We start from the raw sequence: 21,051 nt of genomic DNA, 5'->3' as shown, positions 1-21,051 counted from the left end.
AAGTAAACGCCACGGCAAATATGTTCGTGGCGTTTGTCGTTTACTGTCCCAGCAGCAAGAACACGGTGGGTTTCTTGTGGAAGTCCGGTGCCTTGCCGGCGGCCAATTGTTTCTTCCACTGCCCGCCATTCCACGTCTGCACGCTTTCCGTGTCCAGGCTCAGGTCGGTGGCGACGCAGATCAGGGTGGACGGGGCGCATTGCGCCACGAGGGCTTCGAGCATGGCGGCGTTGCGGTAGGGCGTCTCGATGAAGAGCTGGGTCTGCTTTTCCGTGCGCGAACGCACTTCCAGTTCCTTGATGCGCTTGGCGCGCTGGGCCGCATCCGTGGGCAGGTAGCCGTTGAAGGCGAAGCTCTGGCCGTTCAAGCCGCTGGCCATCACGGCCAGCAGGATCGAGGACGGTCCCACCAGCGGGCGCACGCGGATAGAGTGCTGGTGCGCCAGGCGCACCAGGTCGGCGCCGGGGTCGGCCACGGCGGGCACGCCCGCTTCCGACACGAGGCCCGCGTCGCGTCCCGCCAGCAACGGCGCCAGCAAGCCGGCCAGCGCTTGCGCCGGGGTGTTGACGTTGAGTTCGGAAATGGTGATTTCCTGCAAGGGCTTGGCCAGCGGATACTGGCTGCCGATCAGTTTCAGGAAGGCGCGCGCCGTCTTGGCGTTTTCCGCAACGAAATAATCGAGCTGCGAGGTGATCTGCTGCACCTGGCTGGGAATGATGTGGCCCAGCGGGTCGGCGGGGCCGTCGGACAGGCCGAGGTGGTTGGGGATCAGGTACAGGATGCCGGTCATAGTGTTAGCTTTGTATAGACCGGGGTCAGACCTTCGGGATCGGAGCGTGCTCCATTGAGCCTGCTCCTCCGTCGGGTCTGACCCCAGGGTGATTAAAATGTGAAAAACGCCACGCCTGCCTTGCGCAGCATGCCGGTGAGGGCGATCAGCGGCAGGCCGGTAAGGGCGGTGGGGTCCGTGCTGTCGATGCGTTCGAGCAGGGCGATGCCCAGGCCCTCGTTCTTGGCGCTGCCGGCGCAGTCGTACGGTTGCTCGATGCGCAGGTAGGCGTCCAGTTCCGCGTCGGGCAGGTCGCGCACGGTGACGCGGGTCTGGATGTCTTCCACCTGCGCCACGGCGGGCGTCTGGCGCCCATCGAGCAGGCACAGTGCCGTGTGGAACACGGTCTGGCGGCCGCGCATGGTTTGCAGCTGGCGCAGGGCAACGGCATGGTTGCCCGGCTTGCCGATCTGCGCGCCGTCCAGGGTGGCGACCTGGTCGGAGCCGATGACGAGGCTGCCGGGATGGCGGTCGAGCACGGCCTGTGCCTTGGCCTGCGCCAGGCGCAGGGCCGTGGCGCTGGGGCTTTCGCCGGGCAGGGGGCGTTCGTCGAGGTCGGGCACGGCCACCTCGAACGGCAGGCGCAGGCGTTCCAGCAGTTCCTTGCGGTAGGTCGAACTCGATGCAAGAATCAAGCGCAATGGGGCGGAAGTTGGTATCATTCGGTAGTGGATGGCGGCCGGCATGGCCGCACTGGTCGATGTCAGCGGAATTTCACGCAAATTCCAGGGCGCGGAGCCCACAACTGAGGCTCCATGCGGCATGACGATGTTGATGAAGATGTCACGAAATGGCAATCGGCTTGTAATCAAGGCATCAAAAAAGATGCTTAGCCTTTGACTCGGCGCTTAAAACCCTGTTATTATCGCAGGTTTTCCGGGGAAATTTTCTACCAATGAATGCTTTTGTGATCGACGCCTTTGATTTTTGTCGTATCAGCGGGAGCCGCGAGGGTGTAACTCCTGTCGCTGAAATGACCCGGTTGACCAAGGATTGTGCAGATGCTTCCGGCGATATCGCCTGGAAGGTCGTCGGCGGCACCAGCAAGCTGGGCTACCCGCAACTGACCTTGTCGGTCAACGGCACCGTTCAGCTGGTTTGCCAGCGCTGCCTGACTCCGTATGCTTACGCGATTGATTCTTCGACTGTTCTGATGCTGGGCAAGGATGACGAGCATGCGGACGAGATCGAAGAAATCATCAACGATGAAACGATCGACGTGATCGTCGGCAGCCGCAGCATGGATGCCTCGGCCCTGATCGAAGATGAAGCCTTGCTGGCCCTGCCGCAGGTACCCAAACATGACGTCTGCCCCGATACGGCGCAGCTCGATGCTCTCAAGACTGAAAAGAAGTCGCCGTTTGCGGCACTGAAAGACTTGAAGCCAGAATAAGTTAAGAGAAAAGTTAAGTAGTAGTGGTAGTTTGTAGGGGGCCTCAAAAACCGTAGCGAGCGGTCCAATATCGTCTTGAGTAGCGCAAGCGTACGGAAGTACGCTGAGCAACGCCGAGGCGATAGTGGGGCGCGCAGTAGGTTTGTGAGGTTCCGTTTAGAGAACGTGTCAAACGCGTGTAGTAATCGAGTATGGCAAGTGTAGTGAAATGTAATTGTAATAAACGATGTCGGTCCGGGCTATTTTCGGGTAGTCTTTGCCGCTGGGATACTCGATTCGCATGTATTTGCTAATCGATTGTGCTAAAATTTTAGAACTTATGTATTAGGAGTCATCATGGCAGTTCAACAGAACAAGAAAACCCCTTCCAAGCGCGGCATGCACCGTTCGCACGACTTCCTGGTCGCGCCGCAATTGAGCGTCGAGCCAGTTACCGGCGAAACCCACATGCGTCACCATATCAGCCCTAACGGCTTCTATCGTGGCCGTAAAGTGCTGAAGACCAAAAACGACGAGTAATCGACGTTTTTGTTGGGTAAGATGAAAGCGGTGTTACGTGGTTATTCGGCGTGGCGCCGCTTCTTCTTTTTTATCGGCTGCAATTCATCTTGCACACCGTCATTTTGAATCAAGCTTGCCAGAGCTGTGGTCGCATGCGCCGCCTTGGTATGCTCCAGTCCGATTCACATCTTGCCGCAAGCCCGCAGCGGTACTGAATCAAAACAAATGACAATCAAAATTTCTATCGACTGCATGGGCGGAGATCATGGTCCCTCAGTCACTATCCCCGCAGCAATTTCCTTCGTAAAACATGAGCCTGAAGCCGAACTGATCCTTGTTGGATTGGAAGACGTGATCCGTGCCGAACTGAAAAAACACAAAGCCGACGCGCACCCGCGCCTGTCGGTACTGCATGCCTCCGAACAAGTTACCATGGACGACCCCCTGGAAGTGGCCCTGCGCCGCAAGAAGGATTCGTCCATGCGCGTGGCCATCGAACAGGTCAAGAGCGGCGTGGCGCAAGCCTCCGTCTCCGCCGGTAACACGGCAGCCCTGATGGCCGTGTCGCGCTATGTATTGAAAACCATGTCCGGCGTCGACCGCCCGGCCATCTGCAGCATCCTGCCGAATCAAAAGAACGGCCCCACCTACATGCTGGACCTGGGCGCCAACGTCGATTGCGAACCGCATCACCTGCACCAGTTCGCCATCATGGGTTCCGTGCTCGTGTCCGCCATGGAAGGCATCGCCCGTCCCACGATCGGCTTGCTGAACGTGGGTACGGAAGATATCAAGGGCAATGAAGTGGTGAAACTCACCTCGAAGCTGCTGCAGGCCGACCACGAGCGCGGCGCGCTGAACTTCTACGGCAACGTGGAAGGCAACGACATCTTCAAGGGCACGACCGATATCGTCGTCTGCGACGGTTTCGTCGGCAACGTCACCCTGAAAGCCATCGAAGGCCTGGCGCGCTTCATGAAAGACGTGCTCACTTCCGAATTCAAGCGCAATCCGATTACCATGCTGGGCGCGCTGATCGCCCGCGGGGCCCTGAAAGCCATCGGCAACCGCCTGAATCCGTCGCGTTATAACGGCGCCAGCCTGCTGGGCTTGCGTGGACTCGTCTTCAAGAGCCATGGCAGCGCCGATGCCTATTCCTTCGAATGGGCCTTGCGCCGCGCCTTTGATGCGGCAAAAAATGACGTGCAAGCGCACCTGGCCAGCCTGATCGCCGAGCTGATGCCGCGCACGCCAGTACCGGACGAACCTACATCAACAAGCTCTACCATTTAGTGGACGGGTACTTGCATGACTGTTTTTAGCAAAATCTACAGCAAAATTATCGGTACCGGCAGCTACCTGCCGGAGAAACGCGTCACCAACCAGGATTTGACCGAACAGCTCGCCGCCAAAGGCATCGAGACGTCGGATGAATGGATCGTGTCGCGCAGCGGCATCTCGGCGCGCCATTACGCGGCGCCGACGCAAAATTCCTCGGACCTGGGCGTGGAAGCGGCCAGGAAGGCCCTGGAAATGGCTGGCCTGAGCGGCAACGACCTGGACCTGATCATCGTCGCCAGCTCGACCCCCGATTTCTTCGGCAGCTTCCCCAGCACGGCCTGCATCGTGCAAAACAAGCTGGGCATCACGAATAACTGCGCCGCCGTCGACGTGCAAGCCGTCTGCAGCGGTTTTGTCTATGCGGTGGCAACGGCCGACAGCTTCATCCAGTCGGGCATGCACAAGAACGTGCTGGTGATCGGCGCCGAAGTGTTTTCGCGCATCCTCAATTTCGACGACCGCGGCACCTGCGTGCTGTTCGGCGACGGCGCCGGCGCCATCGTCCTGACGGCGTCCACCGAGCCGGGCATCCTGGCCACCAAGCTGCACGCCGATGGCCGCCACTCGAACATCCTCAGCGTCCCGGGCAGCCTGGCCGGCGGCGCGCTGGACGGCAGCGCCTTCCTGTACATGGACGGTCCGGCCGTGTTCAAGCTGGCCGTCTCCGTGCTGGAAAAAGTCGCCCACGAAGCCCTGGAACACGCCAACATGACCTCGGACCAGATCGACTGGCTGATTCCGCACCAGGCGAACATCCGCATCATGAACAGTACGGCCAAGAAACTCGGCTTGCCGCTGGACAAGATGGTCGTCACGGTGGACCAGCATGGCAACACCTCGGCCGCCTCCATCCCGCTGGCACTGGACATCGCCGTGCGCGACGGCCGCGTCAAGAAGGGCGACAACGTCATGATGGAAGGCGTGGGCGGCGGCTTTACCTGGGGCGCCGTGCTGGCGCGCATGTAATCCCGCAATACTATTAAAAAAACGGAGTCACCATGACACAATTTGCATTTGTTTTCCCAGGCCAAGGTTCGCAAGCGATTGCGATGCTCGACGGCTTCGCCGGCAACCCCGTCGTGGCCCAGACCGTGGCCGAAGCGTCGGACGCCCTGCAATTCGACCTGGGCAAGCTGATCGCCGAAGGTCCGAAGGAAGAACTGGACCTGACCACCAACACGCAGCCCGTGATGCTGACGGCGGCCGTGGCTTTCTACCGCGCCTGGCTGGCGGCCGGCGGTCCCGTGCCGACGGTCGTCGCCGGCCACAGCCTCGGTGAATATTCGGCGCTGGTCGCCGCCGGCGTCATCGATTTCAAGGATGCCGTGCCGCTCGTGCGTTTCCGCGCGCAAGCCATGCAGGAAGCCGTGCCCGTCGGGCAGGGCACGATGGCTGTCGTGCTGGGCCTGTCGGACGACGACGTGCGCGCCGCCTGTGCGGAAGCGGCGGCGGAAAACCCGGCCCTGGTGGTCGAGCCCGTCAATTTCAATGCACCTGCGCAAGTGGTCATCGCCGGCCACACGGCTGCCGTCGAGCGCGCCTGCGAACTGGCCAAGGCCAAGGGCGCCAAGCGCGCCATGAAGCTGCCCGTCTCCGCGCCATTCCACTCGTCGCTGCTGAAGCCGGCATCGGACCGTCTGCGCGAATACATGGCGGGCCTGACGTTCGCCGCGCCGCAGATCGCCCTGATCAACAACGTCGACGTGGCCATCGTCAATGACGTGGCCGGCATCAAGGATGCGCTCGTGCGCCAGGCTGCCAGCCCCGTGCGCTGGGTGGAAACCATGCAAAAGGTGGCCGCGGACGGCATCACGCAAGTGATCGAATGCGGTCCGGGCAAGGTCCTGATGGGCCTGGCCAAGCGCATCGATCCCGTGCTGGTGGGCGACGCCATCGTCGACCAGGCCTCGCTGGAACGCATTTTGACGCAGCTCAAGTAAACAGCAAGCGGCAGTGCAGCGATGCCTGCCGCCAGCCATCTTTAAGGATACTCATGAATTTAGCAAATCAAGTCGTGCTGGTCACGGGCGCCTCGCGCGGCATCGGCCGTGCCATCGCCACCGAACTGGGCAAGCAGGGCGCCACCGTCGTCGGCACCGCCACCTCGGAAAGCGGCGCGCAAGCCATCACCGATTACCTGGCCGCCGAAGGCGTGACGGGCAAGGGTCTGGTCCTGAACGTGACCGATGCGGCGCGCTGCGCGGCCGTCGTCGACGAAGTGCAGAAAACCTACGGCAGCCTGTCCATCCTGGTCAACAATGCGGGCATCACGCAAGACCAGCTGGCCATGCGCATGAAGGATGAAGAGTGGGACAGCGTGATCTCCACCAACCTGTCGGCCGTGGGCCGTTTGTCGCGCGCCGTACTGCGCGGCATGATGAAAGCCAAAACTGGGCGTATCATTAATATCACGTCGGTGGTTGCCTCGTCGGGCAATCCGGGGCAAATGAACTACGCGGCGGCCAAGGCCGGCGTGGAAGGCATGAGCCGCGCGCTGGCGCGCGAAATCGGCAGCCGCAACATTACCGTGAACTGCATCGCGCCGGGCTTCATCGATACCGACATGACCAAGGCGCTGAGCGAAGAGCAGCACGCGGCGCTGTTGACGCAGATTCCCTTGTCCCGCCTGGGCAAGCCGGAAGATGTGGCGGCTGCCGTGGCCTTTTTGGCCTCGCCGCAAGCGGCGTATATCACGGGCACGACCCTGCACGTGAACGGCGGTATGTACATGAATTGATGTGAACGCTAGACGGGGCGGCCATTTGTGGCATGATTCACGGGCCGTTTTTGTCTATAATCGCATCTTTTAGCAGCAGCTTCGGTCGAATTAGCAGCAGACACCGAAATTAGTATTCGGACGCGCAAACCTGATAAAATGCGCGCACTTTCCGTAACACACACTTTGGAGCCATAACATGTCGGATATCGAACAACGCGTTAAGAAAATCGTCGCTGAGCAACTGGGCGTTGCAGAAGCAGACATCAAAATCGAATCCTCCTTCGTCGACGACCTGGGCGCCGATTCCCTGGACACCGTGGAACTGGTGATGGCCCTGGAAGACGAATTCGAAATGGAAATCCCTGACGAACAAGCTGAAAAAATCACCACCGTGCAACAGGCGATCGACTACGCCACCGCACACGTCAAGGCATAAGCCTGTCTGACCGACTTCAGGAGAATCGCTTGAGCCGTTCTAAAAACCGTCGTGTTGTTGTCACCGGCCTGGGCTGCGTTTCACCTGTCGGCAATACTATTGCCGAGGCGTGGGGCGCAATCATTGAAGGTAAATCCGGCATTGCCACGATTACCAAGTTTGATGCACAGCCATTCACCACGCATTTTGCCGGTGAAGTCAAAGGCTTCAATATCGAAGATTACATCTCCGGTAAGGAAGCCCGCCACATGGATACCTTTATCCATTACGGCATGGCTGCGGGCATCCAGGCGATCCAGGACTCCGGTCTGGAAGTGACCGAAGAGAACGCCGAGCGTATCGGCGTCATCATCGGTTCCGGTATCGGTGGCTTGCCGCTGATCGAGGAAACCAAGTCCGAGTACGAAAAGCGCGGTCCGCGCCGTATTTCGCCATTTTTCGTGCCTGCCTCGATCATTAACATGATCTCTGGCAACCTTTCGATCAAATATGGTCTGAAGGGCCCGAACCTGGCGATCGTCACGGCCTGCACCACCGGTCTGCACAGCATCGGTGCCGCCGCGCGCATGATCGAGTACGGCGATGCCGACGTCATGATCGCCGGCGGTGCCGAATCGACCGTGTCGCCGCTGGGCCTGGGCGGTTTCGCCTCGGCACGCGCCTTGTCGACCCGCAACGACGATCCGGCAACGGCGTCGCGTCCGTGGGATACCGACCGCGACGGCTTCGTGCTGGGCGAGGGCGCCGGTGTCATGGTGCTGGAAGAGTACGAGCACGCGGTGGCCCGTGGTGCCAAGATCTATGCCGAAGTGCATGGTTTCGGGATGAGCGCAGATGCTTATCACATGACCTCGCCGCTGGAAGATGGTAGCGGCGGCAGCAAATCGGTGATCGCGGCCCTCAACAACGCAGGCTTGAACCCGGATCAGATTCAGTACCTGAACGCGCACGGCACGTCGACCCCGCAAGGCGACGTGGCGGAAGTGATGGGCATCAAGCGTACCTTCGGCGAGCATGCCAAGAATCTGGTTGTCAACTCGACCAAGTCGATGACGGGCCATTTGCTGGGCGGCGCGGGCGGTCTGGAAGCGGTGTTTACGGTCCTGGCAGTGCACCATCAGGTGTCGCCACCGACCATCAACATCTTCAACCAGGATCCGGCTTGCGATCTCGATTTCTGTGCCAACACGGCGCGTGAAATGAAGATCGATTATGCAGTGAAGAACTCGTTCGGCTTCGGCGGCACGAATGGCACACTGATTTTCGGCAAAGCGAAATAAGCAGGAACTTTCAAGCGCTCGCTGCGGTCAAACCGTAGTGAGCGCTGATTCGGTGCCAACGTTCGTTGGCACCTGAATTTGCCCGGCATGTTGCCGGCGCGCCTTTTTTTCCCATGTTGTATGTCTATCGCTGTTTCGGCGGTCATCCGTACGCCTGTCTGTTTGCGCTGGCTGCAAGCGACGCTGGGCCTGTGTGCCGTGCTGGCCGCCTGGCCCTTGAGCGGTCTGTGGAGCCGTGCGCCCGTATCTGGCGAACTCGTCGGCTGTTACGCCCTGGGCGGGGCTGGCGCCGTGCTGAGTGCGGCTGGAGGCGCGTTTTTACTGCTTTTGCTGCGTTCGCGCAGAAAGCCGCAGGCGCTTGATATTTCGCCGGTTGGCCAGCTGCGGCTGGCGGTATATCTGGAGCATGGCGGCGCGGCGCCGGTGCCGCCGGCAGCGTCGGCAGTGCGCCTGCTGCCCGGCTCGACCCTGTGGCCTGCGCTGCTGGTGCTGTGCCTGATGGACGATGCCGGACGGCGGACGGTTGTGCTGGCCCAGCGGGGCAGCGGCTGTGCCGCGTTCCGCCAGCTGGCCGTGGCTTGCCGGGCGCTCGCGGCGCGGGGAAAGGAAGAATAAAAGTGGGGTGAACACTGAACTTCTTGCAGCGGGCCAACTCTATATCCATACGGGCGCCCACGCTGCATGCCAACGGGGACATGGGGCGTGAGGACAGAGCGCGAGTATGATCAGTTACTGGTCGAGCGGGTGCGGGCTGGCGACAAGCGGGCATTTGACGTGCTGGTATCGAAGTACCAGCGCCGCCTGATGCGCCTGGTGTCGCGCCTGGTGCATGACCCGGCGGAGGCCGAAGATGTGGTGCAGGAAACCTTTATCAAGGCGTATCGGGCGCTGCGGCATTTCCGCGGCGACGCCGCCTTCTATACGTGGTTGTATCGCATCGGCATCAATACGGCGAAGAATTACCTCGTCACCCAGGGGCGGCGCGCCGCCACGTCCAGCGACGCCGACGCCGAGCAGGCGGAATCCTTCGATGACGGCAATAAGTTGCGCGATAACAATACCCCCGAATCAGTGCTGGCCAGCAAGCAGATTGCGGCGACCGTCAATGCCGCCATGGATGTGCTGCCCATCGAGTTGCGCACGGCCATCGTACTGCGCGAAATAGAGGGACTGAGCTACGAAGAAATATCGGAGATCATGGCATGCCCCATCGGCACCGTGCGCAGCCGCATTTTCCGCGCGCGCGAAGTGATCGCGGAGAAATTGAAGCCTTTGTTGGACATGCCGATTGACAAGCGCTGGTAATGTGATGAGTATGAGGTTGGCATGGCTGCGCCCGGTTTCCGCACCGATCCTCTTGAAATGGCAGGGCCTATCATGGACACGCACACACGATTGCTCGAGACGATTTCCGCCCTGGCCGATGGCGAGCTGGCGGCCAGTGAGCTCGAACTGGCCTTTGCCGCCCTCGACACGGACGAGGGCCGGCAAGCCTGGGATGCGTATCGCCGCATCGGCGATACCTTGCGCTCGGACCAGTGCGGCCATGAGTTGAGCGCCCAGTTCGACGCGCGCCTGGCCAGCCGCCTGGCGGCCGAGTCCGCGCCGCTGGCACCCGTGACCGCTGCCATCGTGCCGCCCGGCCTGCCGGAACCGCTGGAGGCGGGGCCGCTGGTGCAGCGCTAGGCCCGTCACGCCGCCGCGCGCCTGCGCGCCCCCGGCACCTTACGCGAGGCTTAACGGCCGTCTGCCGCTCTTGACATGGGCCTTCTACACGATTGACACTATGAACAGGCAATATCTTGCTTTTGCGATATATTGTTGTATGGTTTGCCATGCGTGCTGCCGGGTGTGTCGTCCCCCGAAATTCCGCGATGCGGGTGAATCATGCACGTGGGCAATCGCCTGATCCGTTTTAATATTCGAAAAGATCCTTTCCATGAAAAAAAACATGTGTGCCGCCAGCAAGACGTTTTCAGTGAAGACGCTTTCCGCCTTATTGTTCGGTACGGCTGGTGTCTTCCTCGCCCCGACCATGCTGGGCCTGGCGCCGCAAGCGCAGGCGGCCGTGCCGGCCGTAAAGTTGCCTGATTTTTCCGACCTGGTGGACGCCGTCGGCCCCGCCGTCGTGAATATCCGCACCACCGAGCGCCTGAAAATGGGCGGCGCCGGTGCCGGCGGCCAGGATGAACAGGAAATGCAGGAATTCCTGCGCCGCTTCTTTGGCGGCGCCATGCCGACGCCGCGCCAGCAGGCGCCGCGCGGCGGCCGTCGTGCCGTGCCGCAAGAGCAGGAAGTGCAGCGCGGCGTCGGTTCCGGCTTCATCATTTCGGCCGACGGTTACGTGCTGAGCAATGCGCACGTGGTCGATGGCGCCGACGAAGTCTACGTGACCCTGACGGACAAGCGCGAATTCAAGGCCAAGGTGATCGGCGCCGATGCGCGCACCGACGTGGCCCTGCTGAAAATCGAAGGCGGCAACCTGCCGCGCCTGACCATCGGCGACTCGAACAAGATCCGCGTGGGCGAATGGGTGATCGCCATCGGTTCGCCCTTCAACCTGGAAAACACGGTGACGGCCGGCATTATTTCCGCCAAGTCCCGCGATACGGGCGATTACCTGCCCCTGATCCAGAGCGACGTGGCCGTCAATCCCGGCAACTCGGGCGGCCCGCTGATCAATATGCGCGGTGAAGTGATCGGCATCAACTCGCAGATCGCTACCCTGTCCGGCGCCTACAACGGCATCTCGTTTGCCGTGCCCATCGACGAAGCCATGCGCGTGGGCGAGCAGCTGAAGAAGACGGGCAAGGTGGTGCGCGGACGCATCGGCGTGCAGATCGGCGAAGTGAGCAAGGACGTGGCCCAGTCGCTGGGCTTGCCGAACGCCAAGGGCGCGCAAGTGTCGATGGTGGAAGAGGGCGGTCCTGCCGACAAGGCGGGCATCAAGCCGGGCGACATCATCCTGAAATTCAACGGCACGGCCATCGAGCGCTCGTCCGACCTGCCGCGCCTGGTCGGCGGCGCGCCCGTCAACGGCAAGTCCACCGTCACCGTCTGGCGCAAGGGCGCGCAACAGGACATTCCCGTCACCGTGGTCGAGCTGGAAGGCGACAAGACGGCGAAGAAGGGCGTCAAGGAGCCGGAAGCGCAAGCCGTCAACGCGCTGGGCCTGAAGGTCAGCGACGTGCCGGCCGCGAAGAAGCAGGAGCTGAAAATCGACGGCGGCGTGCAGGTCGACGACGCGGACGGCGTGGCCGCCCTGGCGGGCCTGCAGCCTGGCGACGTCATCTTGCAGTTGAATAATGTTGCCGTCAAAGATGCCAAGCAGTTCAACGCGCTGGTGGCCAAGCTCGATCCGAAGAAATCCGCGGCCGTGCTGGTGCGCCGTGGCGACGTGGCCCAGTTCGTCTCGCTGCGCCCGTCGGCGAAGTAACTAGGTGATCCTCCCGCATTCCGGCCGCAGCCGGGATGCGGTATCCTGCCCGCCATGCACTTTACCCTCTATTCCCGCAGTTATTGCCATTTATGCCAGGACATGCTGGACGCCTTGCTCCTGCTGCAGCCGCCCGCTGCGCCCTTCACGGTGGACGTGATCGATATCGATGCCTCGCCCGATGCCTCGCTGCTGGCGCGCTTCGACGAGCTCGTGCCGGTGCTGTTCGGCGACCTGGCGCAGCCTGAGCTGTGCCATTATTTCCTCGACGAAGCGGCCGTGCGGCGCTGCCTGGTATAGGCTAAATACCAATATTGACACTGCAATGCACCATTCTGGTGCTGAAATCAGGCAAAATTGTGGCCTTGCCCCGGCGCCGGCCTCATAAGACGGGCTTTCTACTCTGAAATCCGGTAAAATGGGGAGGTCGAAAAAGCTACTGTCCGAGGCAGCAGCTTCTGTCGCTTCAAAAGCGCTCGCCTGGGCATGCAGATGTCCTGCTCGGAGCGCTTTTTTCATCATGAGTGGGGCGCCGGGCCTGGCCCGAGCATGATCCCCATGATTCCTGTTAAAGCAGTGTCGTCAACTTCGCACTTATATTAGTTAATGAACAACATACGCAACTTCTCCATCATCGCCCATATTGACCACGGTAAATCGACCCTGGCTGACCGCATCATTCAATTGTGCGGCGGCTTGTCCGACCGCGAGATGGAGGCGCAGGTGCTCGATTCGATGGATCTGGAGCGCGAGCGCGGCATTACCATCAAGGCGCAAACGGCGGCCCTGCACTACAAGGCCCGCGATGGCCAGATCTACAACCTGAACCTGATCGATACGCCGGGCCACGTCGACTTCAGCTATGAAGTGTCGCGCTCGCTGTCCGCCTGCGAAGGCGCGCTGCTGGTCGTTGACGCATCGCAAGGCGTGGAAGCGCAAACCGTGGCCAACTGCTACACGGCGCTGGACCTGGGCGTGGAAGTGGTGCCGGTCCTGAACAAGATCGACTTGCCGAACGCAGACCCGCCGACAGCCATTGCCGAGATCGAAGACGTGATCGGCATCGATGCGGGCGACGCCGTGCATTGCTCGGCCAAGACGGGCCTGGGCGTGCAGGACGTGCTGGAGTCCTTGATCGCCAAGGTGCCGCCGCCGAAGGGCGACCCCGATGCGCCGCTGCAGGCGCTGATCGTCGACTCCTGGTACGACTCCTACGTGGGCGTGGTGATGCTGGTGCGCGTGGTCAACGGCACCCTGAAGCCGAAGGACAAGATCCGCCTGATGGCCACCGATTCCGTGCAGCTGGTGGAAGACATCGGCGTCTTCTCGCCCCGTTCGCAATCCTTGCCGCAATTGTCGGCAGGCCAGGTGGGCTTCATCATCGCCGGCATCAAGGAATTGAAGGCGGCGAAAGTGGGCGATACGGTCACCCTGGCCAACCGTCCTGCCGCCGAGCCATTGCCTGGCTTCAAGGAAGTGCAGCCGCAAGTGTTTGCCGGCCTGTTCCCCGTGGAAGCGAACCAGTACGACGCGCTGCGCGACTCGCTGGAAAAACTGAAACTGAACGACGCGGCCCTGATGTACGAGCCGGAAGTGTCGCAGGCGCTGGGCTTCGGCTTCCGCTGCGGCTTCCTGGGCCTGCTGCACATGGAAATCGTGCAGGAACGCCTGGAGCGCGAATTCGACATGGACCTGATCACGACGGCGCCGACCGTCGTGTACGAAGTGATCCAGCGCGATGGCACCCTGATCAACGTCGACAATCCGTCGAAGATGCCCGATCCGTCGCGCATCGAGGAAGTGCGCGAGCCTATCGTCACCGTCAACCTGTACATGCCGCAGGAATACGTGGGTTCCGTGATCACTCTGTGCATCGCCAAGCGCGGCATCCAGATGGACATGAGCTACCACGGCCGCCAGGTCAAGCTCGTGTATGAAATGCCGATGGCCGAGATCGTGCTGGACTTCTTCGACCGCCTGAAATCGACGTCGCGCGGCTATGCCTCGATGGACTACGAGTTCAAGGAATACCGCGCGGCCGACGTGGTCAAGGTCGACATGCTGATCAACAGCGAAAAGGTCGATGCGCTGGCCATCATCGTCCACCGCTCGAACAGCCAGTACCGTGGCCGCCAGGTGGCCGCCAAGATGCGCGAACTGATTCCGCGCCAGATGTTCGACGTGGCCATCCAGGCCACCATCGGCGCCAACATCATTTCGCGCGAAAACGTGAAGGCCTTGCGCAAGAACGTGCTGGCGAAGTGCTATGGCGGCGATATCAGCCGCAAGAAAAAATTGCTGGAAAAACAAAAGGCGGGTAAGAAGCGCATGAAGCAAGTGGGTTCCGTGGAGATCCCGCAAGAAGCATTCCTGGCAATTTTACAAGTGGACGATAAATGAACCTGCAAGTGATCTTAGGAAATTTCGCTTTAATCCTGTTCGTGCTGATGGTGCTGACGGGCCTGGTCTGGTGCCTGGACGTGTTCTACCTGTCCAAGCAGCGCCGCAAGGCGGCCGACCGCGCCCTGGCCGAGTTCGATGCGCGCCAGTCCCGGCTGTCGGCCGAAGGCATCAAGTCCGATGCGGGCGGCAACCGCGCCGCCATCGAGGCAGCCCTGTTGCGCCAGCCCACCTGGGTCGAGTATTCGGGCAGCTTCTTCCCCGTCATCGCCCTCGTGTTCTGCCTGCGTTCGTTCCTGTACGAGCCATTCAAGATTCCGTCGAGCTCGATGGTGCCGACCTTGCTGGTGGGCGATCTGATCCTGGTGAACAAGTTCACGTATGGCATCCGTTTGCCGATCGTCAACAAGCGCATCATCGAAGTGAACGACCCGCAGCGCGGCGACGTGATGGTGTTCAAGTATCCGAAAGATATGTCGCAAGACTATATCAAGCGCGTGATCGGCGTGCCCGGTGATAAAATCACCTATGAAAACAAGCGCTTGACGGTCAACGGCAAGGAAGTGCAGTACACGCCGCTGGACGACTACCTGGACGACGAAAGCACCGTGTACCACAAGCAGCTGGAAGAAAACCTGACGGGCGTGAGCCACCGCATCCTCAACGATGAGCCGGCGCCGACCTTGAACTTGCGCGAAGTCAAGGATTTCCCGCACAAGGAAGCGTGCGACTACAACGAAGACGGTTTTACTTGCGTGGTGCCACCAGGCAACTATTTCATGATGGGCGACAACCGCGACAATAGCGCGGACAGCCGCTACTGGGGCTTCGTGCCGAACGAAAACATCGTCGGCAAGGCTTTCCTCGTATGGATGAATTTCAGCAACCCGAAACGCGTAGGCGGCATCCATTAAGTCTTTCTTGCATGCACTACCCATGGCTGCCGCGCCGATTCCCCGCGCGGCGGCCAGCCGAATCAATCAGATGACACAGAAACAACAATGAATCTTCAGCTATTGCAAACCCGTCTAGGCTATACGTTCCAGGATGCTGGCCTGTTGCAGCAAGCCTTGACGCACCGTAGCCACAGCAGTTTGCATAACGAGCGGCTGGAATTCCTCGGCGACTCCATCCTCAACTGCGTGGTCGCTTCCATCCTGTACGAACGCTTCAAGGCCATCGACGAGGGCGACCTGTCGCGCCTGCGCGCCAACCTGGTGAAGCAGCAGTCGCTGTACGAAATCGCGCAAAAGCTGGAATTGTCGCAGTTCCTGCGCCTGGGCGAAGGCGAACTGAAGTCGGGCGGCTTCCGCCGGCCATCCATCCTCGCCGACACGCTGGAAGCGCTGCTGGGCGCCATCTTCCTCGACACGGGCTTCGATGCGGCCAGCACGGTGATCCGCGCCTTCTACATTCCCATCCTCGACTCGGTCGATCCGCAGACCCTGGGCAAGGATGCCAAGACCCTGCTGCAGGAGTTTCTGCAAAGCAAGAAAATTTCGCTGCCACAGTACAACGTGGTGGCCACCCACGGCGCCGCCCACAGCCAGGAATTCGAGATCGAATGCCTGGTGCCGAAATTGAACATCCAGGTCTACGGCCGTGGCGGAAGCCGCCGCGCCGGTGAGCAAGCCGCCGCCAAACTGGCGCTGGAGGTGGCCGAGCAGGCACTGCTGAAGTCGCCAGCCGCCAGCCGCAAGCCCAAACCGCGCGCCGCCCAGCTCAAGCTGGCCGGCATTGCCACCATCCAGAGCGACGACGCGCAAGCCCCTGCGGCCCCCGCGATCGCCGCTCACACTACACAGAATCGACACTAGCATGACCACCACCAAAATGCCTGACAACTTCCGCTGTGGCTATATCGCCATCGTGGGCCGCCCCAACGTGGGCAAATCGACCCTGATGAACGTGCTGATCGGCGCGAAGGTCAGCATCACTTCGCGCAAGGCGCAAACGACGCGCCACCGCATCACGGGCATCCAGACCTTGCCGGACGCGCAGTTCATCTACGTCGACACGCCCGGTTTCCAGACGCGCCACTCGAACGCGCTGAACAAGACGCTGAACAAGACGGTCACCAATACCCTGATTTCCTCGGACGTCATTCTGTACGTGATCGAGGCGGGCACCTTCGGCCCGGCCGACCAGCAAGTGATGGACCTGCTGCCGAAGGAAGTGCCGTGCATCCTCGTCATCAACAAGTCCGATCGCGTCAAGGATAAGGCCGTATTGTTGCCGTTCGCGCAAAAAATCGCCGCCATGCGCGACTTCGCCGCCATCGTGCCCGTCTCGGCCAAGCTGCATTTCCAGCTGGAAGGCTTGCAGAACGAGATCAAGCGTTTCTTGCCGGAAAACCAGCCCATCTTCGGGCCGGACGACATCACGGACCGCAGCGAAAAATTCCTCGCCTCGGAAATCGTGCGCGAAAAGCTGTTCCGCTTCGTCGGCGACGAACTGCCGTACACGAGCACCGTGCTGATCGAGAAATTCGAGCAGGAAGGCGATCTGCGCCGCGTGTTTGCCGCCATCCTCGTCGAGCGCGATACGCACAAGTCCATGATTATCGGCAACAAGGGCGCGCGCCTGAAGGAAGTCTCCACCCAGGCCCGCCTGGACATGGAAAAACTGTTCGGCGGCCCCGTGTACCTGGAAATCTGGGTCAAGGTCAAATCGGGCTGGGCCGACAACGAGGCGGGCTTGCGCGCCTACGGCTACGAGTAATCCGCAACCCGGGGGCGACGCCACACGCATGAGCACCACCACGCCAGCGCAGCCTGATCTCGCGCCAGCTTCACTCGTCGTTCCCGCGCCGGCGGCCCTCGCGCCGCCGGCCGCCATTCCCGCATGCGCTCCACCCGCCGCGCCGCGGCGCAGCCGTCCGCCCGCGCGCGACGGCAAGGTCACGGGCCAGCCCGCCTTCGTGCTGCACAGCTATCCGCATAAAGAAACCAGCCTCATCGTCGACGTGTTCACGCGCGAATACGGCCGCATCGCGCTCGTCGCCAAGGGCGCCAAGCGCCCCCATTCGCAGCTGCGGGGCGTGCTGCAGACCTTCCAGCCCCTGCAGGCGGGCTGGACGGGCAAATCCGAGCTGCGCATCCTGACGGGCGCCGAATGGGTGGGCGGCATGTTGCCGCTGGAAAAGACGGCCTTGCTGTGCGGCTTTTACCTGAATGAACTGCTGGTGAAACTGCTGGCGCGCGACGATCCGCATCCCGTCCTGTTCGACCACTACGTTGCCACCTTGAATCAACTGGCGCACAATGAACCGCCGCCCATCGTGCTGCGCAAGTTCGAGCGCGCCCTGCTCAAGGAAACGGGCGTGGCGGCCGACCTGACGCGCTGCACGGGCACGCGCCAGGCCGTCGATGCGGGGCAGGTGTACGTGGTGGACCCGGAGCGGGGGCCGCGCCCGGCGCGCGCCGCCGACGCCTGGCCTAAGATCACGGGCAAGACCCTGCTTGACATGGAGCGCGAAGAATATGGCGATGTGGCCACGCAGGCGCAAAGCAAGCTGCTGATGCGCTTCCTGCTGGCCCATCAGCTGGGGGGCGCCACCTTGAATACGCGCCAGATATTGATCGATTTAATGCAGCTGTAGCGGCGCTGTGCCGCGCGACAGCACTTTACGGATACCATCACTATGAGCTTTTTGCAGCCTTCCGGCCCCGTCATCGACTTGGGCGTCAATATCGACCACGTGGCCACCTTGCGCAATGCGCGCGGCACGGCCTATCCGGATCCGATCCGCGCGGCCCTGCTGGCCGAACAGGCGGGCGCCGACGCCATCACCCTGCATTTGCGCGAAGACCGCCGCCACATCAAGGATGCGGATGTGATCGCCATCGCGCCGCAATTGCTCACGCGCATGAACCTGGAAGCGGCCGTCACGCAGGAGATGATCGACTTCGCTTGCCGCATCCGCCCGGCGGACGTGTGCCTGGTGCCGGAAAAGCGCACGGAAGTGACGACCGAAGGCGGCCTGGACGTGGTGCGCTACTTCAAGGAAGTGCAGGCGGCCGTGCAGCAATTGCAGGGCGAGGGCATCCGCGTGAGCCTGTTCATCGATGCGGACGAGCAGCAGATCGCCGCCGCCGCCGAGTTGAAGGCGCCCGTCATCGAGCTGCACACGGGCCGCTATGCGGACACCGAAGGCGCCGAGCAGCTGGCCGAGCTGGAGCGCATCAAGGCGGGCGTGCTGTTCGGCGTGGGCCGGGGCTTGAAGGTGAATGCGGGCCACGGCTTGCATTACACCAACGTGCAGGCGATTGCCGCCATCCCGGAAATTGCCGAACTGAACATCGGCCACGCCATCGTCGCCCATGCCGTGTTTGTCGGCTGGGAAAACGCCGTGCGCGAAATGAAGGCCATCATGGTGGCCACGCGCCTGGCCAGCAAGGCATAAGCGCGCGGACACAGGAGGCAGCATGATCTACGGCATCGGTACCGACATCTGCAAGATTCCCCGCATCGAGGCGGCGCTGGCGCGCCACGGCGAGCGTTTTGCGCAAAAGATACTGGGGCCGCAGGAGCTGGAAAAATTCCGCGCCCGCAGCGCCAAGCATGCCGTGCGCGGCGTGCGCTTCCTCGCCACCCGTTTCGCCGCCAAGGAGGCGTTTTCCAAGGCCATCGGCCTGGGCCTGCGCATGCCGATGACGTGGCCCGCCGCGCAGATGCTGAACCATCCCAGCGGCAAGCCGATGATCGTCTGCAGCGGCGTGCTGGCGGAGTTCATGGAGCAGCACCGCCTGAGCGCGCAAGTGACCGTCAGCGATGAAGAAGAGTATGCCGTGGCGTTTGTGATCGTGGAACAAGCGGAGTAGCAATGAGATGCCGGGGTCAGTCTTTTCGATCGGAATGCGTCCCATTGGGACGTATTCCCCCGGCGGGTCTGACCCCATTTAAGAGCCAGCAATGACCGAAGCAAGCCCAGAATCTTCCTTGGCGGAAACGCCGCCCGACCCGCGCGCGCAAGTGCTGGCCACCGTCGCCAAGCTGCCGAACCTGCCCGGCGTGTACCGCTATTTCGATGCGGCCGACAAGGTGTTGTACGTCGGCAAGGCGCGCGACCTGAAAAAGCGCGTCTCCAGCTATTTCCAGAAGAACCTGGCCAGTCCCCGCATCGCCATGATGGTCGAGCGCATCGCGCGCCTGGAAACGACCGTCACGCACAGCGAGGCGGAAGCGCTGATCCTGGAAAACAACCTGATCAAGGCCCTGCAGCCCCGCTACAACATCCTGTTCCGCGACGACAAGTCGTACCCGTATCTGAAAATCACCAGCGGCGATGCGCCGCGCATGGTGTATTACCGGGGCGCGGTGGACAAGAAAAACCAGTATTTCGGGCCGTTCCCCAGTTCCTGGGCCGTCAAGGAATCGATGCAGATCCTGCAAAAGGTGTTTTTGATCCGCACCTGCGAGGACAGCGTGTATGCCAACCGTACGCGGCCGTGCCTGCTGCACCAGATCGGCCGCTGCAGCGCGCCCTGCGTGGACCTGATCAGCAAGGAAGACTACAAGAACGACGTGGAAAACGCGGCGCGTTTCCTGCGCGGGCGCCAGAGCGAAGTGCTGGCCGACCTGGAAAAGAAGATGCACGCCTTTGCCGCCAAGCTGAAATTCGAGCAGGCCGTGGTGGTGCGCAACCAGATCGCCTCGCTGTCGCGCGTGCTGCACCAGCAAAGCATGGAAACGACGGGCGACGCCGACGTCGACATCATCGCCGTGCTGGTGCAGGGCGGGCGCGCCTGCGTCAACCTGGCCATGGTGCGGGGCGGGCGGCACCTGGGTGACCGCGCGTATTTCCCCAGCCAGCTCAGCGACGCGGCGGCCATTGCCGAAGAACCCATCGAAGTGGAAGTGCTGGCCGCCTTCCTGGCCCAGCACTACACGGAAAAATTCATTCCCGGCACCCTGATCCTGAACATCGAATTTGACCAGCCGGCCCTGATGGTGGCCCTGATGGAGCAGTGCGGCCACCGCATCAACCTGATCTTCCAGCCGCAGGGACAGCGCCGCCAGTGGCTTGAGCTGGCGCAAAAGGGCGCCGAGATTTCGCTGGCCCGCCTGTTGTCCGAGCAGGGTTCGCAGCAGTCGCGCACGCGGGCGCTGGCCGAGGCGCTGCGCCTGGAAACGGAAGACCTCGACAGCCTGCGCGTGGAGTGTTTCGACATCAGCCACACCCAGGGCGAGGCGACGCAGGCGTCCTGCGTCGTGTTCCACCACCACGCCATGCAGAACGGCGAATACCGCCGCTACAACATCAACGACATCACCCCCGGCGACGATTACGCGGCCATGCGCCAGGTCCTGATGCGCCGCTACGAAAAAGTGGCCAACGGCGACGGCGTCATGCCCGACGTGGTGCTGATCGACGGCGGCAAGGGCCAGATCGAGATGGCGCGCCAGGTGTTTGCCGAGCTGGGGCTCGATATCAGCCTGATCGTCGGCGTGGCCAAGGGGGAAGGGCGCAAGGTGGGCCTGGAAACCCTGCTGTTCGTCGATGGCCGCGCGCCGCAGGAACTGGGCAAGGAATCGGCCGCGCTGATGCTGATCGCGCAGATCCGCGACGAGGCGCACCGCTTTGCCATCACCGGCATGCGCGCCAAGCGCGCCAAGACGCGTCAGACGTCGCGCTTGGAAGAGATAGAGGGCATAGGCGCCAAGCGCCGGCAAAAACTGCTGTCGCGCTTTGGCGGCTTGCGCGGCGTGGTCGA

At 61.8% G+C, this 21,051-nt stretch carries 23 protein-coding genes; 21 read left to right on the top strand and 2 right to left on the bottom strand.

Annotated features, from left to right (window positions below):
• Positions 1–40 precede the first annotated feature (40 nt).
• Both EBS11_RS15815 and EBS11_RS15810 read right to left on the bottom strand, forming a co-directional pair.
• Positions 41–790, bottom strand: coding sequence for an SAM-dependent methyltransferase (locus tag EBS11_RS15815; RefSeq protein ID WP_290604239.1), 750 nt, complete (start codon positions 788–790; stop codon positions 41–43).
• Positions 791–882: 92 nt separating this feature from the next.
• Entirely contained in the window at positions 883–1,491 is a 609-nt protein-coding gene (locus EBS11_RS15810; protein WP_290604237.1) for a Maf-like protein, read from the bottom strand.
• A gap of 233 nt (positions 1,492–1,724) precedes the next feature.
• Here EBS11_RS15810 and EBS11_RS15805 point away from each other — a divergent pair, with 233 nt between their 5' ends.
• The 21 genes from EBS11_RS15805 to uvrC form a co-directional block, all read left to right on the top strand.
• Positions 1,725–2,222 carry a YceD family protein gene (locus tag EBS11_RS15805; protein WP_290604235.1) on the top strand — a complete coding sequence of 166 codons (498 nt, stop codon included), beginning with the start codon at positions 1,725–1,727 and terminating at the stop codon, positions 2,220–2,222.
• A 336-nt stretch (positions 2,223–2,558) separates the two neighbouring features.
• Complete coding sequence (gene rpmF, locus EBS11_RS15800; protein ID WP_034749653.1) at positions 2,559–2,741, top strand: 50S ribosomal protein L32; 183 nt, start codon at positions 2,559–2,561, stop codon at positions 2,739–2,741.
• A 207-nt stretch (positions 2,742–2,948) separates the two neighbouring features.
• On the top strand, positions 2,949–4,016 hold the full coding sequence (gene plsX, locus EBS11_RS15795; RefSeq protein ID WP_290604232.1) for a phosphate acyltransferase PlsX: 1,068 nt from the start codon (positions 2,949–2,951) through the stop codon (positions 4,014–4,016).
• A 15-nt stretch (positions 4,017–4,031) separates the two neighbouring features.
• The gene (locus tag EBS11_RS15790) at positions 4,032–5,030 is read left to right on the top strand and encodes a beta-ketoacyl-ACP synthase III (protein ID WP_290604230.1); all 999 of its coding nucleotides are present in this window, start codon (positions 4,032–4,034) and stop codon (positions 5,028–5,030) included.
• Between the two features lie 32 nt (positions 5,031–5,062).
• Positions 5,063–6,004 carry an ACP S-malonyltransferase gene (gene fabD, locus EBS11_RS15785; protein ID WP_290604229.1) on the top strand — a complete coding sequence of 314 codons (942 nt, stop codon included), beginning with the start codon at positions 5,063–5,065 and terminating at the stop codon, positions 6,002–6,004.
• 53 nt (positions 6,005–6,057) lie between these two features.
• Complete coding sequence (gene fabG, locus EBS11_RS15780) at positions 6,058–6,801, top strand: 3-oxoacyl-ACP reductase FabG (protein ID WP_034749638.1); 744 nt, start codon at positions 6,058–6,060, stop codon at positions 6,799–6,801.
• Positions 6,802–6,979: 178 nt separating this feature from the next.
• Positions 6,980–7,219: an acyl carrier protein gene (gene acpP, locus EBS11_RS15775; protein WP_008449912.1), complete on the top strand. Its 240-nt coding sequence runs from the start codon at positions 6,980–6,982 to the stop codon at positions 7,217–7,219.
• A 29-nt stretch (positions 7,220–7,248) separates the two neighbouring features.
• Positions 7,249–8,499 carry a beta-ketoacyl-ACP synthase II gene (gene fabF, locus EBS11_RS15770; RefSeq protein ID WP_071322906.1) on the top strand — a complete coding sequence of 417 codons (1,251 nt, stop codon included), beginning with the start codon at positions 7,249–7,251 and terminating at the stop codon, positions 8,497–8,499.
• A 120-nt stretch (positions 8,500–8,619) separates the two neighbouring features.
• Complete coding sequence (locus EBS11_RS15765; RefSeq protein ID WP_290604201.1) at positions 8,620–9,114, top strand: hypothetical protein; 495 nt, start codon at positions 8,620–8,622, stop codon at positions 9,112–9,114.
• A gap of 87 nt (positions 9,115–9,201) precedes the next feature.
• Positions 9,202–9,804: an RNA polymerase sigma factor RpoE gene (gene rpoE, locus EBS11_RS15760; RefSeq protein WP_290604200.1), complete on the top strand. Its 603-nt coding sequence runs from the start codon at positions 9,202–9,204 to the stop codon at positions 9,802–9,804.
• Positions 9,805–9,876: 72 nt separating this feature from the next.
• Entirely contained in the window at positions 9,877–10,185 is a 309-nt protein-coding gene (locus tag EBS11_RS15755; RefSeq protein ID WP_290604198.1) for a sigma-E factor negative regulatory protein, read from the top strand.
• Between the two features lie 253 nt (positions 10,186–10,438).
• The gene (locus EBS11_RS15750) at positions 10,439–11,935 is read left to right on the top strand and encodes a DegQ family serine endoprotease (RefSeq protein WP_290604196.1); all 1,497 of its coding nucleotides are present in this window, start codon (positions 10,439–10,441) and stop codon (positions 11,933–11,935) included.
• Between the two features lie 54 nt (positions 11,936–11,989).
• On the top strand, positions 11,990–12,235 hold the full coding sequence (locus EBS11_RS15745; protein ID WP_290604193.1) for a glutaredoxin family protein: 246 nt from the start codon (positions 11,990–11,992) through the stop codon (positions 12,233–12,235).
• Between the two features lie 306 nt (positions 12,236–12,541).
• Positions 12,542–14,335: a translation elongation factor 4 gene (lepA, locus tag EBS11_RS15740; RefSeq protein WP_290604191.1), complete on the top strand. Its 1,794-nt coding sequence runs from the start codon at positions 12,542–12,544 to the stop codon at positions 14,333–14,335.
• On the top strand, positions 14,332–15,249 hold the full coding sequence (gene lepB, locus EBS11_RS15735; protein ID WP_290604189.1) for a signal peptidase I: 918 nt from the start codon (positions 14,332–14,334) through the stop codon (positions 15,247–15,249). Before lepA ends, lepB begins: the two co-directional genes overlap by 4 nt.
• An 87-nt stretch (positions 15,250–15,336) precedes the next feature.
• Positions 15,337–16,152 carry a ribonuclease III gene (rnc, locus tag EBS11_RS15730; RefSeq protein ID WP_290604187.1) on the top strand — a complete coding sequence of 272 codons (816 nt, stop codon included), beginning with the start codon at positions 15,337–15,339 and terminating at the stop codon, positions 16,150–16,152.
• A 1-nt stretch (position 16,153) separates the two neighbouring features.
• The gene (gene era, locus EBS11_RS15725) at positions 16,154–17,056 is read left to right on the top strand and encodes a GTPase Era (protein WP_290604185.1); all 903 of its coding nucleotides are present in this window, start codon (positions 16,154–16,156) and stop codon (positions 17,054–17,056) included.
• Positions 17,057–17,084: 28 nt separating this feature from the next.
• On the top strand, positions 17,085–17,936 hold the full coding sequence (gene recO, locus EBS11_RS15720; protein ID WP_290604183.1) for a DNA repair protein RecO: 852 nt from the start codon (positions 17,085–17,087) through the stop codon (positions 17,934–17,936).
• Between the two features lie 42 nt (positions 17,937–17,978).
• A complete protein-coding gene (gene pdxJ / locus EBS11_RS15715; RefSeq protein WP_290604181.1) occupies positions 17,979–18,740 on the top strand; it encodes a pyridoxine 5'-phosphate synthase in 762 nt (253 codons plus the stop codon).
• A 22-nt stretch (positions 18,741–18,762) separates the two neighbouring features.
• Positions 18,763–19,158, top strand: a complete 396-nt coding sequence (gene acpS / locus EBS11_RS15710; RefSeq protein WP_290604179.1) for a holo-ACP synthase — start codon at positions 18,763–18,765, stop codon at positions 19,156–19,158.
• Between the two features lie 91 nt (positions 19,159–19,249).
• The coding region (gene uvrC, locus EBS11_RS15705) for an excinuclease ABC subunit UvrC (protein ID WP_290604177.1) at positions 19,250–21,051 on the top strand (1,802 nt) is incomplete at its 3' end.

It is taken from the genome of Janthinobacterium sp. (genome assembly GCF_009923995.1).
Classification (GTDB): domain Bacteria; phylum Pseudomonadota; class Gammaproteobacteria; order Burkholderiales; family Burkholderiaceae_D; genus Janthinobacterium.
Note: the sequence above shows the minus strand (reverse complement) of the source record. Positions and strands in the feature narration are given on the sequence as shown.